Annotated in this window: 13 protein-coding genes; all 13 read left to right on the top strand. The window is 65.5% G+C overall.

What is annotated here, in order from left to right:
* Nucleotides 1-300 precede the first annotated feature (300 nt).
* The 13 genes from HK436_RS08580 to HK436_RS08520 all read left to right on the top strand — a co-directional run bounded on the left by HK436_RS08580 (nucleotide 301) and on the right by HK436_RS08520 (nucleotide 15,061).
* Complete coding sequence (locus HK436_RS08580) at nucleotides 301-1,080, top strand: DeoR/GlpR family DNA-binding transcription regulator (RefSeq protein ID WP_173188847.1); 780 nt, start codon at nucleotides 301-303, stop codon at nucleotides 1,078-1,080.
* A gap of 1 nt (nucleotide 1,081) precedes the next feature.
* Nucleotides 1,082-2,605 (top strand): sugar ABC transporter ATP-binding protein, encoded by a 1,524-nt coding sequence (locus tag HK436_RS08575; protein WP_173188845.1) that lies wholly within the window; start codon nucleotides 1,082-1,084, stop codon nucleotides 2,603-2,605.
* The gene (locus tag HK436_RS08570) at nucleotides 2,602-3,591 is read left to right on the top strand and encodes an ABC transporter permease subunit (protein WP_173188843.1); all 990 of its coding nucleotides are present in this window, start codon (nucleotides 2,602-2,604) and stop codon (nucleotides 3,589-3,591) included. Before HK436_RS08575 ends, HK436_RS08570 begins: the two co-directional genes overlap by 4 nt.
* A gap of 78 nt (nucleotides 3,592-3,669) precedes the next feature.
* Entirely contained in the window at nucleotides 3,670-4,608 is a 939-nt protein-coding gene (locus HK436_RS08565) for an ABC transporter substrate-binding protein (protein WP_173188841.1), read from the top strand.
* A gap of 67 nt (nucleotides 4,609-4,675) precedes the next feature.
* Nucleotides 4,676-5,569 carry a sugar phosphate isomerase/epimerase family protein gene (locus HK436_RS08560; RefSeq protein ID WP_173188839.1) on the top strand — a complete coding sequence of 298 codons (894 nt, stop codon included), beginning with the start codon at nucleotides 4,676-4,678 and terminating at the stop codon, nucleotides 5,567-5,569.
* On the top strand, nucleotides 5,566-6,993 hold the full coding sequence (locus HK436_RS08555) for an FGGY-family carbohydrate kinase (protein ID WP_173188837.1): 1,428 nt from the start codon (nucleotides 5,566-5,568) through the stop codon (nucleotides 6,991-6,993). The genes HK436_RS08560 and HK436_RS08555 overlap by 4 nt, the downstream gene beginning before the upstream one ends.
* Nucleotides 6,990-8,504: a sugar ABC transporter ATP-binding protein gene (locus tag HK436_RS08550; protein WP_173188835.1), complete on the top strand. Its 1,515-nt coding sequence runs from the start codon at nucleotides 6,990-6,992 to the stop codon at nucleotides 8,502-8,504. The genes HK436_RS08555 and HK436_RS08550 overlap by 4 nt, the downstream gene beginning before the upstream one ends.
* Before the next feature lie 5 nt (nucleotides 8,505-8,509).
* Nucleotides 8,510-9,505: an ABC transporter permease gene (locus tag HK436_RS08545; RefSeq protein WP_173190057.1), complete on the top strand. Its 996-nt coding sequence runs from the start codon at nucleotides 8,510-8,512 to the stop codon at nucleotides 9,503-9,505.
* A gap of 10 nt (nucleotides 9,506-9,515) precedes the next feature.
* Nucleotides 9,516-10,460: an ABC transporter permease gene (locus HK436_RS08540; protein WP_173188833.1), complete on the top strand. Its 945-nt coding sequence runs from the start codon at nucleotides 9,516-9,518 to the stop codon at nucleotides 10,458-10,460.
* A 61-nt stretch (nucleotides 10,461-10,521) separates the two neighbouring features.
* Entirely contained in the window at nucleotides 10,522-11,628 is a 1,107-nt protein-coding gene (locus tag HK436_RS08535; RefSeq protein ID WP_173188831.1) for an autoinducer 2 ABC transporter substrate-binding protein, read from the top strand.
* A gap of 181 nt (nucleotides 11,629-11,809) precedes the next feature.
* Entirely contained in the window at nucleotides 11,810-12,877 is a 1,068-nt protein-coding gene (locus HK436_RS08530; RefSeq protein ID WP_173188829.1) for a class II aldolase/adducin family protein, read from the top strand.
* Nucleotides 12,878-12,941: 64 nt separating this feature from the next.
* Nucleotides 12,942-14,219, top strand: coding sequence for an FGGY-family carbohydrate kinase (locus HK436_RS08525; protein ID WP_173188827.1), 1,278 nt, complete (start codon nucleotides 12,942-12,944; stop codon nucleotides 14,217-14,219).
* Entirely contained in the window at nucleotides 14,216-15,061 is an 846-nt protein-coding gene (locus HK436_RS08520; protein WP_173188825.1) for a TIGR01459 family HAD-type hydrolase, read from the top strand. Before HK436_RS08525 ends, HK436_RS08520 begins: the two co-directional genes overlap by 4 nt.
* The last annotated feature ends 10 nt before the right edge of the window (nucleotides 15,062-15,071 follow it).

The raw sequence follows: 15,071 nt of genomic DNA, 5'->3' as shown, positions 1-15,071 counted from the left end.
GCTCATCGCGGCCGCCCTGGCGTCATCCCACAGGTTTGCAAGCCGCGCGGCCCCGTTCTCGACCATCTCCACACTCCTCCCGGCGCGGCACGAAGGGAGTGCCGCTTCGCTGCCGGCAATTCAGGCCAACACATGCGGTTTGTCAATCGCAAAAAGAGTGAAGTCGCTCATATTGCGACGCAATAGCCTTTGTTTGCATTGCGATATGAGCAAAGATTGTCACTATCCGCTTGCGCGCAGCGCCATTTTGCGTAACTTAGCTCATACGACGCGTTTCGCGGCGCCACGGGAGGAGGAATCGTGAGCGACCTGAGCCGCCACAAGCAGATCATCGAGATCCTGCGTGACAGGCCGTTTGCCTCCGTGCGCGACCTGCAGGAGCGCCTCGGCGTCTCGGCCGCCACCATCCGGCGCGACATCGACAAGATCGACGGCTCCGGCGCCGCGCGGAAGGTCTATGGCGGCATCTCGGCCCTCGACGGCGCCGCACAGGCAACCGCATTCGCCCGGCCCTATGACGAGAACCGTGACCTCGCGGTCGACGCAAAGCGCCAGATCGCGGATCGCGCCGCGACCATGGTGGCCGACGGCGACTCCGTCATCGTCAATGGCGGCTCAAGCTGCTTCCACCTCGGCGTCAAGCTCGCCGAGCGCAACATCCGCCTGTTCACCAACTCGATGCCGCTCGCCGCCTATCTGGGCGATCACGGCAAATGCAGCCTCACCGTCGCTGGCGGCGAACTGCACCGCGAACCGCGTGTCATCTATTCGCCTGCCCAGCCCGTTTCGTTCTTCGCATCCAAATATTTCGTCGGCGCCCAGGGCATCAGCCCCGACGGTCTCCTGGAATCGCATCCGCTGATGGTGCGCTCGATCCAGGAGCTCAGCATGAATGTCGACCAGATCGTCGTGCTGGCCGACAGCCGCAAGTTTTCGATCCACGCCCGCAACGTCGCCCTGCCGCTCTCCAGGATCGCCACCCTCATCACCGACGACGGCATCGCCGACCAGCATGCCAAGATGCTGGAGAACGCGGGCGTCAGCCTTTGCGTTGTCTCCGCCAACGGGCTTGGAGGCTGACATGGCCGGCGCCGCGCCCGTCCTGGAAATGCGCGATATCAGCAAGACGTTCGGCGTCGTGCGGGCATTGCGGAATGTCTCGCTGACGGTGCACGCAGGCGAACTTCATGCCCTGATGGGCGAGAACGGGGCCGGCAAATCAACGCTGATGAAGATGCTGTCCGGCGCCTACCGGCCCGATCCCGGCGGCGAAATTCTCATCGACGGGCAGCCCGTCACTACCGGCGACCCGATCAAGGCGCGCGCGAACGGCGTCGCGGTCATCTATCAGGAGCTGTCGCTGGCGCCGAACCTCACTGTTGCCCAGAACATCTTCCTCGGCAACGAGCCACGCCGGTTTGGCGTCGTCGACGTTGGCGCGATGATGGCGCGCGCAAGGCCGATCATCGACCGGCTTGGTCTGACCTTCTCGCCCCGCACCCGGGTTTCGCAGCTTTCCCTCGGCGAGCGTCAACTCGTGGAGATCGCGCGTGCATTGTCCACCGATGCGCGCATTATCGTCATGGATGAGCCAACGACATCGCTCACCTCGCGCGAGACCGATCGCCTGTTCGAGGTGATCGCCGGGCTCAAGGCGCAGGGCATCGCCATCATCTACATCAGCCACCGCATGGAAGAGGTGTATCAGCTCGCCGATCGCGTCAGCGTGCTGCGCGACGGCGGCTATGTCGGCACGCTGGACCGCGACGACCTCGATGCGCCACGCCTCGTCTCGATGATGGTGGGGCGCGACATCTCGTCTTTCTACAAGAAGGAGCATCAGGCGCCCGGTGCGCAGCGGCCGGTCGCGCTTTCGGTCCGCGGCCTGTCCGCCGAGCGGCTGGTGAAAGACTGCTCGCTTGATCTGCACGAGGGCGAGATCCTGGCGCTCTCGGGGCTGATCGGTTCCGGGCGCACCGAGCTTGCCCGGTTGATCTACGGCGCGGACCGTAAGACCGTCGGAACCATGGAGCTTGGCGGACGCCCGGTGGAGATCGCCTCGCCGGGAGCCGCGCTGGAAGCGGGCATCGCCTATCTCACCGAGGACCGCAGGGAACTCGGCCTTTTCCTCGACATGTCGATCGCCGACAACATCAACATGGGTGTCATGGCGCGCGATGCACGCCGGCTGGGCTTCCGGGACTTTGCGGTGGCCGACAAACGCGCCGCGCGCGCGGTGTCGGATCTGTCGATCCGCACCAGTTCGACGCGCATGAATGTCGGTTCGCTGTCGGGCGGCAACCAGCAGAAGGTGCTTCTTGCCCGCCTGCTGGAGACGAAGCCGAAGGTCGTCATCCTTGACGAGCCGACGCGCGGCGTCGACGTCGGCGCCAAGTCCGAGATCTACCGCATCATCGACGACCTCGCCAAGGACGGCATCGCCATCCTGATGATCTCCAGCGAGCTGCCGGAAATCATCGGTGTGGCCGACCGCGTGCTTGTCATGCGCGACGGTGAGATCGTCGGCGAAGTATCCGCCCGCGCAGACCGACGGTTCACCCAGGAAGAGATCATGGAACTTGCCACCGGAGCGTCAGGCACATGACTGACAAGACAAGCACCGCACCGAGCGACGGCGCCCGGCAGGCGCGCTTCCGCGTTGCATTCGCCGCACTCGGCATGCTGCCTGCCCTCATCCTGCTGGCGGTGATCTTCCAGGTCATCAATCCGCGTTTCATGACCGAGACGAACCTGCTGATCGTTCTGCAGCAATCCTCGATCAACATCGTTCTTGCCGCCGGCATGACCTTCGTCATTCTCACGGGCGGCATCGACCTGTCGGTCGGCTCCATTCTGGCGGCTTCGGCGATGATCGCCGTGATCGTGTCGCTGATGCCGGAAATCGGCATGCTCGGCGTACCGGCTGCAATTCTCGCCGGTCTCGCCTTCGGCATGATGAATGGCGTGCTCATCGCCTATCTGAAGCTGCCACCCTTCATCGTCACGCTCGGCTCGCTGACGGCGGTGCGCGGCGTGGCGCGCCTGCTCGGCAACGACACAACCGTCTTCAATTCCGATCTGCCTTTTGCCTTCCTCGGCAACGGCACCTTTCTCGGCGTCCCCTGGCTCGTCATCATCGCACTTCTGGTCGTGGTGATTTCGTGGTTCGTGCTCAGGCGCACGGTGCTGGGCACCTGGATCTATGCCGTCGGCGGCAACGCTGAGGCGGCAAGGCTCACTGGCATCAAGGTGCCTCTGGTGCTGCTGTTCGTCTACGGGGTCTCTGGCCTGCTCGCCGGCCTCGGCGGGGCTCTGTCGGCCGCGCGTCTTTACGCTGCGAACGGCCTCCAGCTCGGGCAATCCTACGAGCTCGACGCCATCGCCGCAGTCATCCTCGGCGGCACCAGCTTCGTCGGCGGCGTCGGGTCCATCTGGGGCACCCTGATCGGTGGCCTCATCATCGCCGTGCTGTCCAACGGGCTCATTCTCGCCGGTGTTTCGGACATCTGGCAGTACATCATCAAGGGCTTGGTCATCATCGTCGCGGTCGCCCTCGACCGCTACAGGCTCCAGGCAGGAGCACGAACATGATTGGCCTCAACGCGCCGGCCGCCGGCCGGACATAAGCATCGCGCCGCGAGAGGCGCGGCGCAATCGGAGGAGAAGCAAATGAAGTGCATCACCAAACTGCTTTGCGCAGCCGCGCTTGCCTCGGTTGCCATCGCCCCTGCATCCGCCAAGGATCTCGAAAAGGTCGGCATATCGGTTGGCCTGCTGGGCAACCCGTTTTTCGTTGCAACCATCAAGGGCATCGAGGACGCCGCGAAAAAGATCAACCCGAACGTGGAGGTCACGTCGGTGTCGGCCGACTACGATCTCAACAAGCAGGTCTCGCAGGTCGACAGCTTCATCGCCGCCGGCGTCGACGTCATCATGCTGAACGCCGTCGATGCCAAGGCGATCGAACCGGCCGTCAAGAAGGCGCAGGCAGCAGGCATCGTGGTTGCCGCCTTCGACGTCTCCGCGCCGGGCGCCGACGTCACCGTGATGACCAACAACGTCAAGGCCGGCGAGGTCGCCTGCCAGTATCTGGTCGACCACACGGGCGGCAAGGGCAACTACGTCATCCTCAACGGCCCAGCCTCGTCGTCCATCATCGACCGCGTTCAGGGTTGCAAGAACGTGCTTTCGCAGCATCCCGACATCACCATCCTGTCGGACGACCAGAACGCCGAAGGCTCGCGCGACGGCGGCCTGAAGGTCTTCCAGGCGCTGCTGACCCGCTTCGACAAGATCGACGCAGTCTTCGCGATCAACGATCCGACCGGCATCGGCGCCCAGCTCGCTGCCCGCCAGCTCAACCGCAATGAGTTCATCATCACCGCCGTCGACGGCGCGCCGGACATCGAGAAGGAACTCTCCAGCGGCAATTCCATGATCAAGGCATCGGCCTCCCAGGACCCGTATGTGATGGCCGGGCAGGCCCTCGATATGGCGGCCGCCGTGCTTGCGGGCGAGAAGCCTGCGGAACCCACGGTCCTGCTCGATCCGAAGTTGATCACTGCGGAAAATCTCGGCGAATACCAGGGCTGGACCGCCGCCCGCTGAACCAAGCGCACGTTCCGGTCGCGTCTATCGCGGCCGGAAGCCTTTCACTTCGAACGGGGAAAGAACCATGGCGCATGTCGGCATTCATTCCTTCGTCTGGTCGGCGGCATCCGACCAGTCGGCGCTCGACCGCACGCTGGAGCAGACGAAGGAAGCAGGTTTCGACCTGATCGAATTCTCCTATCTTGATCCGGCCGACGTCGACATCGACCGTCTCGCCAAACGCATCGCCGAACATGGGCTTGGCGTCGCGATCAGCATTGGCCTGCCGGAAGAAGGCGACATCTCCAGTGCCGACAAGGCAGTCGCCGCGCGCGGCGTCGAGATCCTCGATGAAATGGTCGCGCTCACCCGCGATCTTGGCGGCAATGTCCTTGCTGGCATCCTGCAGACGAGCCATGGCCTGCAGACGCAGATGCCGACGAAGGACGGCTGGAACCGCAGCGCCCACACGCTTGCCGAAGTCGCCGAGCGTGCCAAACGCGCCGGCGTCTCGCTCAATGTCGAGATCGTCAACCGCTTCGAGAGCAACCTGCTCAACACCGCGTCCCAAGGCCTCGCCTATATCGAGACCTCCGGGTCGGACAATATCTTTCTGCACCTCGACACGTTTCACATGAACATCGAGGAGGCGGACGCCGCGCTCGCCATCAGGCATGCGGCCGACAAGATCGGCTATTTCCATATCGGCGAAAGCCATCGCGGCTTCCTCGGCACCGGCAGCATCGACTGGCGGGCTATCTTCGACGCGCTCGTCGCTGTCGGCTATTCGAAGGACGTTTCCTTCGAATCCTTCTCGTCCGAGATCGTCGACGAGAACCTCTCGCGCAAGACGGCGATCTGGCGCAACCTCTGGTCCGACAATGTCGAGCTCGCCCGCCACGCGCGGCGCTTCATCGATGTCGGCATGGAGACCGCGCGTCGCAAACACGAACTTGTCGCCGCGGAGCATCGGCCGTGACGAGGCCGCCCCCGAAAGCCGGCCCGCTCGCCGTCTTCGATCTCGGCAAGACGAACTCGAAGCTGTTCGTCTTCGCGCCCCACGGCAGGCTGCTGGACGAGCGCCGCACCAGGCCGGTCTGGAACGACTTCCACGGCCGGGGCGTGCTCGATGACGAGGCGCTGTTTTCCTGGATGAGCGCCGAACTCGCCGATGTGACCGCCAAGCATGGCGTCACCGGCCTGATGATCTCCGCGCATGGCTGCGCCTTCGCGCTGGTGCGCGACGGCGAGCTGCTTCACCCGGTCCTCGACTACGAGCAGGAAATCCCCGATGCGGTGGCCGCGAAAATCGACCCGATCCTGCCGGATTTCTCTGAGACCTACACGCCGCGCCTGCCGCTCGGCTTCTCGATCGCGCGCCACATCCACTGGCTCGAAACCGAGGAGCCCGAACGCTTCGCCAAGACCCGGTCGATCCTCTGCTTCCCGCAATACTGGGTCTGGCGTTTCACCGGCAGGCCTCTGGCCGAATGGTCCTATCTCGGCGCGCACAACCAGCTCTGGGCTCCTTTGAAGCGTGACTTTTCCTCCCTGGTAGACCGGCTGGGCTGGCGCGATCTCTTCCCGGAGATCGCGCCAGCCGGTGCAGTGGTCGGCACCGCCGAGGTGACGCTTCCCGACGGCGCCCATCGCACATTGAACGTCCACAACGGCGTCCACGATTCCAACGCCGCCCTCGCCTATTACCGGATGACCGGCCTCTCCGGCTTCACGCTGGTCTCCACCGGAACCTGGGTCATCATCATCAACCTCGACTGCCCGCTGGATGCGCTCGACGGCGAGCGCGACATGATTGCCAACGTCACCGTCAACGGCGAGCCGGCGCCGTCGCTACGCTTCATGGGTGGCCGCGAATATGACGTCATCAGCGGAGGCTGGGACAAGCCGATCACACGGGATGCCGTCGAGCGCGTGATGGCGCGCGGCATCTTCGCCATGCCGTCATGGGCGGCCGGCGGCCCGTTTCCGGAAACGACCGGCGAGATCGTCGGAGGCGATGTCGAGGGAGAGGAACGCGCCGCCGTCGCCGTGCTCTACGTGGTCATGATGACCGACCTGTCGCTCGACCTGATCAGGTCCGACAACCTGCTGATCGTCGATGGCGGCCTCGCAAGGATCGATCTTTTCACCGCGATGCTCGGCCAGCTTCGTCCGTCGCAGACCGTGGTGCGCTCGACCATGAGCGAGGGATCGGCCACCGGTGCCGCCGCCCTCGCCTTCAAGGCGCTCGGCCTCTCGCCCTTCCGCGACGAGACGGTACCCGTCGCGCCAAGCGATGTACCCGGCCTGGAAGCCTATCGCGACCGCTGGCGCGAACTGGCCGCAGCGCGGCGCGCAGCCGCGCGGGCCTCGGCTGCCGCGATCAAGGAGGCAACCGGATGACCTCGCACGAGCCGTTCATCAGCCTCAGCGGCATGTCGAAGTCCTTTGTCGGCATCAGGGTTCTGAAGGATGTCGATTTCGACGTGCGCGAGGGCGAGGTCCACGCGCTGCTCGGCGAGAACGGCGCCGGCAAGTCGACGCTCATCAAGATGATGGCAGGGCTCTACAAGCCGGACAGCGGCGCCATCACCGTGAACGGTGAGGAGATGAAGTTCGCCGCCACCGGCGACGCCACCGCCGCCGGCATCGCCACCGTCTATCAGGAGCTTCTGCTTTTCCCCGAGCTGACCGTCGCCGAAAACGTCTTCCTCGGCCACTATCCACGTACCGGCGCCGGGTGGATCGACTGGGCGGCCGTGCGCGCGCGCACTCGTGAACTGCTCGACCAGCTCGACACCCACGATCTCGACGTCGACGCCAAGGTGCTGACGCTGTCTGTCGCGCAGCGCCAGCGGGTGGAGATCGCCAAGGCGCTGAGCCGCAACGCGCGCATCCTCATCATGGACGAACCGACGGCCTCGCTGGTGGAATCCGACGTCCAGCGGCTGATGCAGGTGGTCCGCCAATTGCGGGAGCGCGGCGTCGGCATCGTCTATGTCAGCCACCGCATGTCGGAAATCTTCGCGCTAGCAGATCGCGTCACCGTCCTGCGCGACGGCGCGCATGTCGCCACCTGCGACATCGGCGAGGTAAACGAGCAGCAACTGGTCTCGATGATGGTCGGCCGCCCCATCGACAGCCTATTCCCTAAGGCCGAGGCCGAGATCGGCGAAACCGTGCTGGAGGTGAAGAGCCTCAATCACGGCCGCCATGTGCAGGACATCTCGTTCAGGCTCCGGCGCGGCGAAATCCTCGGCATTGCCGGTCTCGTCGGCAGCGGTCGCACCGAGCTTGCCCTGACCCTGTTCGGCATGACGCCGGCGACCTCGGGCGAAATCCTCATGGAAGGCGTGCCGGTGCACATCGGCTCGCCTCGCCAGGCGCGCGACCTCGGCATCGCCTACGTGCCGGAGGATCGCGGGCTGCAGGGCCTCGTGCGGCCGATGGCGATCCGCAAGAACGTCTCCATGGCCACCATCGAGAAGCTGTCTTCGGGCATCTTCATCAGGGCGCGGGCGGAAGCGGACAGGGCAAGAGAGGCGGTCAGGCGGTTCGGCATCCGCTGCCGCGACATCGACCAGCCGGTCAGCGAATTGTCCGGCGGCAACCAGCAGAAGGTGGTGATCGCCAAATGGCTGGAGACCGAGCCGAAAGTGCTGATCCTCGATGAACCCACACGCGGCGTCGATGTCGGCGCGAAAGCCGAAATCCACACGATCATGGGCGAGCTGGTCAAGCGCGGCGTCGCCATCCTGATGATCTCGAGTGAACTGCCCGAAGTGCTTGGCATGAGCGATCGCATGCTCGTGATGAGCGGTGGCCGCGTCACAGCCGAGATCGATCGGGCCGAGGCGACGCCGGAACGCGTCGGCGCCGCCATGACGGCGCATCGCGGCGCGGAGGCGGCCTGATGAGCATGGCGGTGAACCTTCCCCCGATCCGGCCGCCGACAGGCCAGAAGCGGCCCGGCCTGCTGCGCCGCATCTTCGCCGAATACGGCCAGGAATGCGTGGTGCTGGCCGCAATCGTGCTGCTGTTCGTGGTGGTGACGCTCGTCAATCCGCGCTTCATCAACGCCAACAACCTCGTCACCATCTTCTCCGGCAACGCCTATATCGCGGTCGCCGCCATCGGCATGGCGATGGTCATCATGACCGGAAACATCGACGTCTCCGTCGGCGCGCTGATCGGCGTGCTCGCCACCGTCGCCGGCACGCTGGCCGTCTCGGGCTATCCGATCTGGTTCGCGCTGGTGGCACCGATCTTCGTCGGCATGGCGGTCAACACGGTCATCGGCGTGCTCGTCGCCTACGCGAAGATTCCGTCCATCGTCGTCACGCTGGGCGCGCTGTCGATCCTGCGCGGCGGCCTCATCAGCGTCACCGGCGGCACGTGGATCAGCGACCTGCCGCCCGATTTCCTGATCGCGCAGAAACGGCTCCTCGGCCTGCCCGTGCCGTTCCTGTTCATGATCGTCCTGACCATCGCGGCCTTCCTGTGGATGCGTTATTCGGCATTCGGCCGCTCCATCTACGCCATCGGCGGCAACCCGGAGGCGGCAGTCGCCACCGGCATCCCCGTCGAGCGGCGGTTGGTCTCCGTCTTCGCCATCCATGGTGCATTCGCCGGCGTCGCCGCGATCCTGTTCGCCACCCAGCTTCAGGTCATCCAGTCGACGGTGCCGCCGAACCTCGAACTGACGATCATCACTGCGACCGTCATCGGTGGCGTATCGATCCTCGGCGGGTCCGGCACGGTCATCGGCTCGACGCTGGCGACCATACTGTTCGCCACGATCGGCTCGGCGCTCATCTTCATCAACGTCTCGGCATACTGGCTCAGGGCCGTGATTGGCCTGCTGATCCTGGCGACGGTGCTCGCCGACATGCTGCGCAGGCACCGGCGGACATGAGGGAGCGACCATGAACCTTCGCGCCCTCATCCGCCACGAGACGTTTCTGGCGCTGCTCCTCGTGCTGGTGCTGATCGTCCTGTCCTTTCAGTCCGACCGCTTCTTCACCGTCTCGAACCTGCTCAACCAGGGCCGACTGATGACGGAGATCGGCCTGATCGCGATCGCCATGACCTTCGTTATCGCAACCGGCGGCATCGACCTTTCCGTCGGCTCGATCCTCGGCCTTGTGGCGATCCTGCTCGGCGTGTTCTGGCAGAATGTCGGCCTCCCGCTGCCGATGGCCATCGTGGCAGCCATCGCGGCCGGCACCCTTGCCGGCTTCATGAACGGCTTCATCATCACCCGCTTCCGCGTCCCGCCGCTGATCGCGACGCTGGCGACGCTCGCGCTCTATCGCGGCTTGGCCGAAGGCATCAGCCAGGCCCGCTCGGTGCGCGGCTATCCCGACTGGTTCTACGTGCTCGGCCAGGGCCAGGTGCTCGGCGTGCCGACACAGCTCTGGATCCTGTTCGCCGCCGCGATCATCGCCGCGATCATCCTCGCCTATACGCGCTGGGGGCGGACGGTCTACGCCATCGGTTCCAACGAGGTCGCCAGCCGCTTTTCGGGTCTTTCGGTCGAGAAGACGAAGCTCGCGCTCTACACCGCCTCAGGCTTCGCCGCGTCGCTGGCGGCCGTGATCTTCGTGTCGCGCGTGTCGACGACACGTTCCGACATGGGCACCGGCATCGAGCTCGACGCGATCACCGCCGTGGTGCTCGGCGGCACGTCGATATTCGGCGGCCGCGGCACGATCCTCGGCACCATCATCGGACTCTGCCTCATTCAGGCGCTGAAGAACGGCCTTTCGCTCGCCGGGGTCAAGGGTGACGGCACCATCATGCTGATCGGCGCCGTGCTGATATTGGCCATCCTGGTCAGCAACATATTCGGGAGGAGCGGCTCCCGATAGGAGGAACGCTTTCGCCGGGCACCGCCGCTCGCGGGTGCCTCGACGCTCAGTGGAGGAAAACATGGGTAAGATAGTTCTGTCTGCAATTCTGGCCTTGTCGTTTTCGACCAGCCTCAGCCATGCCCAGTCGACATGGACCGGCGGCGACGACCTGCCGACGAGCCCGCTCGCCTGCGACGGTGCCGCCGCCGCGGCGGCCGCGTTCCCCTATGACGGCGGCGAGCCGACCGACGCCCCCGACCGCAAGGGCAAGACGCTGACCGTGGTCGACGTGCCGAAGCTCGTCGGCATCGGCTACTTCAACGCCACCTCGAAGGGCATCGCCGACGCGGCCGCCGAGATGGGCACGATGAATGCCAAGACCGACGGTCCCAGCCGCGCCAATATCGACGACCAGATCACCCTGATCGACAACTACATTACCAGCGGCGTGGACGGCATCCTGTTCGCCGCCAATGACCCGGTGGCCATCTCGCCTGTGTTGAAGAAGGCCCTCGCGGCCGGCATCAATGTCGTCGGCTACGACGCCAATTCCGAACCGGATGCGCGGCAGTGGTTCGTCAACCAGGCCGAGTTCAACGGCATCGCCAAATCGATGGTCGACGCGATGGCCGCCGAGATCGGCGAGGACGGCGCATTCGCCATCGTCACCTCGACCTTCACCACGCCGAACCAGGCTCGCTGGATCGCCGAGATGGAGGCCTATCAGAGCGAGTGCTACCCCAACATGAAGTGGCTGGAGACGGTCGAGGCGCAGGAAGACAACATCCTGTCCTTCAACCAGGCCAACACGCTCATCAACAAGTATGGCGATGAGATGAAGGGTATATTCGGCATGACCAGCGTCGCCACGCCGGCTGCCGCCGATGCGGTGACGCAGGCGGGCCAGTGCGGCAACGTCGCCGTTGTCGGTCTCGCCACGCCCAACGCCATGAAGCCCTATGTCGCCTCGGACTGCGTCAAGTCGGTGGTGCTGTGGAACCCGGTCGACCTCGGCTATGCGGCAGCCTACGTGCTGCGCGCAGTTGCCGATGGAACGCTGGAGCCGGGTGCCACCTCGGTGGAAGCCGGCAAGCTGGGCGAACTCCAGGTCATCAACGGCTCGGAGATCCTTCTGGGTGCGCCGTTCGTGTTCACCAAGGACAACATCAACGACTTCGACTTCTAGAGCATTTTGCAGCCAGGCGGAATCGTCTGGCGTCGCACAAATGCGGCTAGGAAAACGAAACTGGAGCAACGGAGCTGCGTTCGTCAGAACGCCCGTTGCTCGGATTTCGGGAGGGGTTCTACCCCTCCCGCACTGCTCGGCAGTCGATGCAGGCAGTCAGACAAGGGAAAGGATCGGCACCATGCGAGAAGCGGCTTCACCAAGGGCCGAGCTCGCCGACCTGCGGGCGCTTTCGGCACGGATCGGATCCGATCCCCTTCTCATCCAGGGTGCGGGCGGCAACACTTCGCTGAAGGCTGACGGCATCCTCTGGATCAAGGCTTCGGGTACATGGCTCGCCAATGCGCTGGAACGCGACATCATGGTTCCGGTGGAGATTGCACCGCTGCTTGGCGCCGTCTCGTCCGTGGACCCCGCCGCCGAGCGGGCGGAGCAATTCGTCGTTGCCGGCCTCGGCGCGTCCGGCCTGCGGCCCTCGATCGAGACGACTGTCCACGCGCTGATGACGCAACGCGTGGTCGTCCACGTGCATTGCGTCAACACCATAGCCCTTGCCGTGCGCACCGATTGCGGGGCGGAGCTGGCGACAAGGCTCGACGGGCTCAACTGGGCGCTGGTGCGCTATGCAAGGCCGGGCCTTCCGCTGGCGCTGGCCATAGCGGAGCATTCCTCCAAACGCCCGGACGTTCTGGTGCTGGCCAATCACGGTCTGGTCGTCGCCGCGGAAACCGTCGAGGCGGCCGAAGCACTGTTGACTGACGTCACGCGAAGGCTCGCCACCGAACCGCGCTCCGCTCCTCCCGCCGACATGGAAAAACTGCGCGCGCTTGCGGCCGCGTCGAAAAACGTGGCGTTTCGCCTGCCCGAAAGCGACGCCGCCCATGCCGTCGCCACCGATCCGGCCTGCACCGAAATCGCCGCGCGCGGCAGCCTCTATCCGGACCATGTAATCTTCCTTGGCGAAGGTTCCGTCATCGCGCTACCGGTGGAAGATGCGCAAGCGGTCGTCGCGCGCATCGGTGCAGCACCGGTCTCGATCGTGTTTCCAGGCATCGGCATCCTGATGCGCGAGGACGCTACCGCGAGCGCCGACGCCATGGCGCGCTGTCTCGCCGACGTGGCGACCCGCATCCCGCCTGGCGCGCCCCTGCGTGTGCTCACCGCCGAAGAACACCTGCAGCTCAACGATTGGGACGCCGAGAAATACCGGCAGGAACTGGCCCGCAAGGCAGCGCGAAAGTCGGCGTGATGGTGCTTGGGATACCCGACATGGACAGTTGCGCGCCCGCCGTCGCCACATCGGAGCGTCATCCTTGACTCCCCTCGCGATCGGCATCGACCTCGGCACGTCCGGCGCGCGCGCGGTCGCGATGATGCCGGACCACGAGATCGTGGCGGAAGGGTCGTCAGCCCTGACCGACCACGGCGCCAACGCCCGCGATCCAAACATCTGGTGGAGCGCCGTCGAGACCGCGCTTGAGCACGTGCTGACCGCCGTCGACCGGTCGGCCGTCCGCGCGATTGCCGTCGACGGCACCTCCGGCACGCTGCTGCCGGTCGATGCCGACGGCACGCCGCTGGCCCGGCCACTCATGTATAGCGACAAGGTCGAGGACGAGGGCCTGCTTGCCCGTATCGCGCCGGTCATCGCGCGCGACAGCGGGGCCCACGGCGCGACGTCCGGACTCGCCAAGGCGCTGGTCTTCCAAGGCGTCCCAGGCGTAGCCAAGGTCCTGCATCAGGCCGACTGGATCGCGGGACGGCTTTCCGGCCGCTTCGACACGACCGACGAGAACAACGCGCTCAAGACCGGCTACGACCCGGTCGCCGCGCGGTGGCCGGAATGGATCGCCGCAACCGGTCTGCGGCCAGAGCTGTTGCCGCGTGTGGTTGCCCCCGGCACGCCGGTCGGCACGATAGCGCCGACCATGGCGCAACGCTTCGGCCTTGCGAGGAATGTCGCCATCGTCGCCGGTACGACGGATGGATGCGCATCCTTCATCGCCACGGGCGCAAGCGAGCCGGGCGACGGCGTCACCGTGCTGGGCTCGACGCTGACCCTGAAACTCCTGTGCGACCAGCCCGTCTTCGCCCCCGAATTCGGCATCTACAGCCACCGCATCAACGGGCTCTGGCTCGCCGGCGGCGCATCGAACACGGGCGGCAGGGTTCTTGCGCAATATTTCACTGGCGCTGAGATCGCGCGGCTCTCGGATGAAATCGGTCATGAGGACGAAACCGGCCTCGACTACTACCCGCTACTCGGACCCGGCGAGCGGTTCCCGGTCATGGACCCCGCCTTGCAGCCGCGCCTCGAGCCCAGGCCGGCATCGGACGCCGCGTTCCTGAAGGGCATGCTGGAAGGCATCGCGGCGATCGAGAAACGCGGCTATGACCGCCTAGCCGATCTTGGCGCACCCGCGCTTCGCTCCGTTCGCAGCGTCGGCGGCGGCGCCGGCAATGTCGCCTGGACCGCCATCCGCCAGCGCAGGCTCGGCGTTCCTTTCCTGCCGGCACATTCCGAACAGGCCGCCGCCGGCGCGGCACGGCTGGCGCTGAAGGGGCTCGAACACTCCCGGGAGCCCGCATGAGCACGGCCGCACCGCAACCGCTTTCCGGGATCAGCGAACTCGCAGCACAGTTCGACTATTTCGTGCTCGACCAATTCGGCGTGCTGCACGATGGCGCCGCGCCCTATCCCGGCGCTGTAGAGGCGCTGTCACGGCTGAAGGCGGCAGGCAAAAGAAGCCTGCTCCTGTCCAATTCCGGCAAGCGCTCCGCCCCCAACGAGGCGCGGCTGGTGCGGCTGGGCTTCGAGCCTGGAAGCTGGGACCATTTCCTGTCGTCCGGCGAGGTCGCATGGCGCATGCTTGCCGAAGAACTGAGTGATACCGTCAACGCCCGCTGCCTGCTCATCGCCCGCGACGGAGACCGCTCGGCGATTGAAGGCCTGCCCCTGACCGTGACGGAAAGCGGTGCTGACGCCGACATCGTGCTTCTGTCGGGCAGCGAGGGAGATCGCTACGATCTCGACCACTATCGCCGCCTGCTGGAGCCGGCGGCCGTCGGCGGCGTGCGTTGTCTCTGCACCAATCCCGACAAGGTGATGCTGACGAGCGTCGGGCCGCGCTTCGGTGCCGGCCGGATCGCCCAACTCTATGCGGAACTGGGCGGCGCGGTGGAGTGGATCGGCAAGCCCTTCCCACGCATCTACGAGGCGGCACTCGAGCTGCTCGGCAATCCAGCGCCGGACCATATCGTCTGTGTCGGCGACAGCATCGAGCACGACATCGCGGGCGGCCGGGCGGCCGGGCTGAACACGGCGCTGGTCGCGACCGGCATACTGGAAACCAGCACCGCCACGGAGCGGGAGCGGCTGTTTGCCGAGCACGGCGCGCCGCCCGACTTTCTGCTGCCGGCTTTCGCATGGTGACCCCCGCACG

The sequence above is a fragment of the Neoaquamicrobium sediminum genome, from assembly GCF_013240295.1.
GTDB lineage: Bacteria > Pseudomonadota > Alphaproteobacteria > Rhizobiales > Rhizobiaceae > Aerobium > Aerobium sediminum.
The sequence above is the reverse complement of the archived record's forward strand: the minus strand, read 5'-3'. Positions and strand labels throughout refer to the sequence as shown.

What these genes read in the sequence shown, in the direction of transcription:
- HK436_RS08575 (WP_173188845.1), top strand. Translation starts at nt 1,082, where the DNA reads ATGGCCGGCGCCGCGCCCGTCCTGGAAATGCGCGATATCAGCAAGACG.
- HK436_RS08570 (WP_173188843.1), top strand. Translation starts at nt 2,602, where the DNA reads ATGACTGACAAGACAAGCACCGCACCGAGCGACGGCGCCCGGCAGGCG.
- HK436_RS08565 (WP_173188841.1), top strand. Translation starts at nt 3,670, where the DNA reads ATGAAGTGCATCACCAAACTGCTTTGCGCAGCCGCGCTTGCCTCGGTT.
- HK436_RS08560 (WP_173188839.1), top strand. Translation starts at nt 4,676, where the DNA reads ATGGCGCATGTCGGCATTCATTCCTTCGTCTGGTCGGCGGCATCCGAC.
- HK436_RS08550 (WP_173188835.1), top strand. Translation starts at nt 6,990, where the DNA reads ATGACCTCGCACGAGCCGTTCATCAGCCTCAGCGGCATGTCGAAGTCC.
- HK436_RS08545 (WP_173190057.1), top strand. Translation starts at nt 8,510, where the DNA reads ATGGCGGTGAACCTTCCCCCGATCCGGCCGCCGACAGGCCAGAAGCGG.
- HK436_RS08540 (WP_173188833.1), top strand. Translation starts at nt 9,516, where the DNA reads ATGAACCTTCGCGCCCTCATCCGCCACGAGACGTTTCTGGCGCTGCTC.
- HK436_RS08535 (WP_173188831.1), top strand. Translation starts at nt 10,522, where the DNA reads ATGGGTAAGATAGTTCTGTCTGCAATTCTGGCCTTGTCGTTTTCGACC.
- HK436_RS08530 (WP_173188829.1), top strand. Translation starts at nt 11,810, where the DNA reads ATGCGAGAAGCGGCTTCACCAAGGGCCGAGCTCGCCGACCTGCGGGCG.
- HK436_RS08520 (WP_173188825.1), top strand. Translation starts at nt 14,216, where the DNA reads ATGAGCACGGCCGCACCGCAACCGCTTTCCGGGATCAGCGAACTCGCA.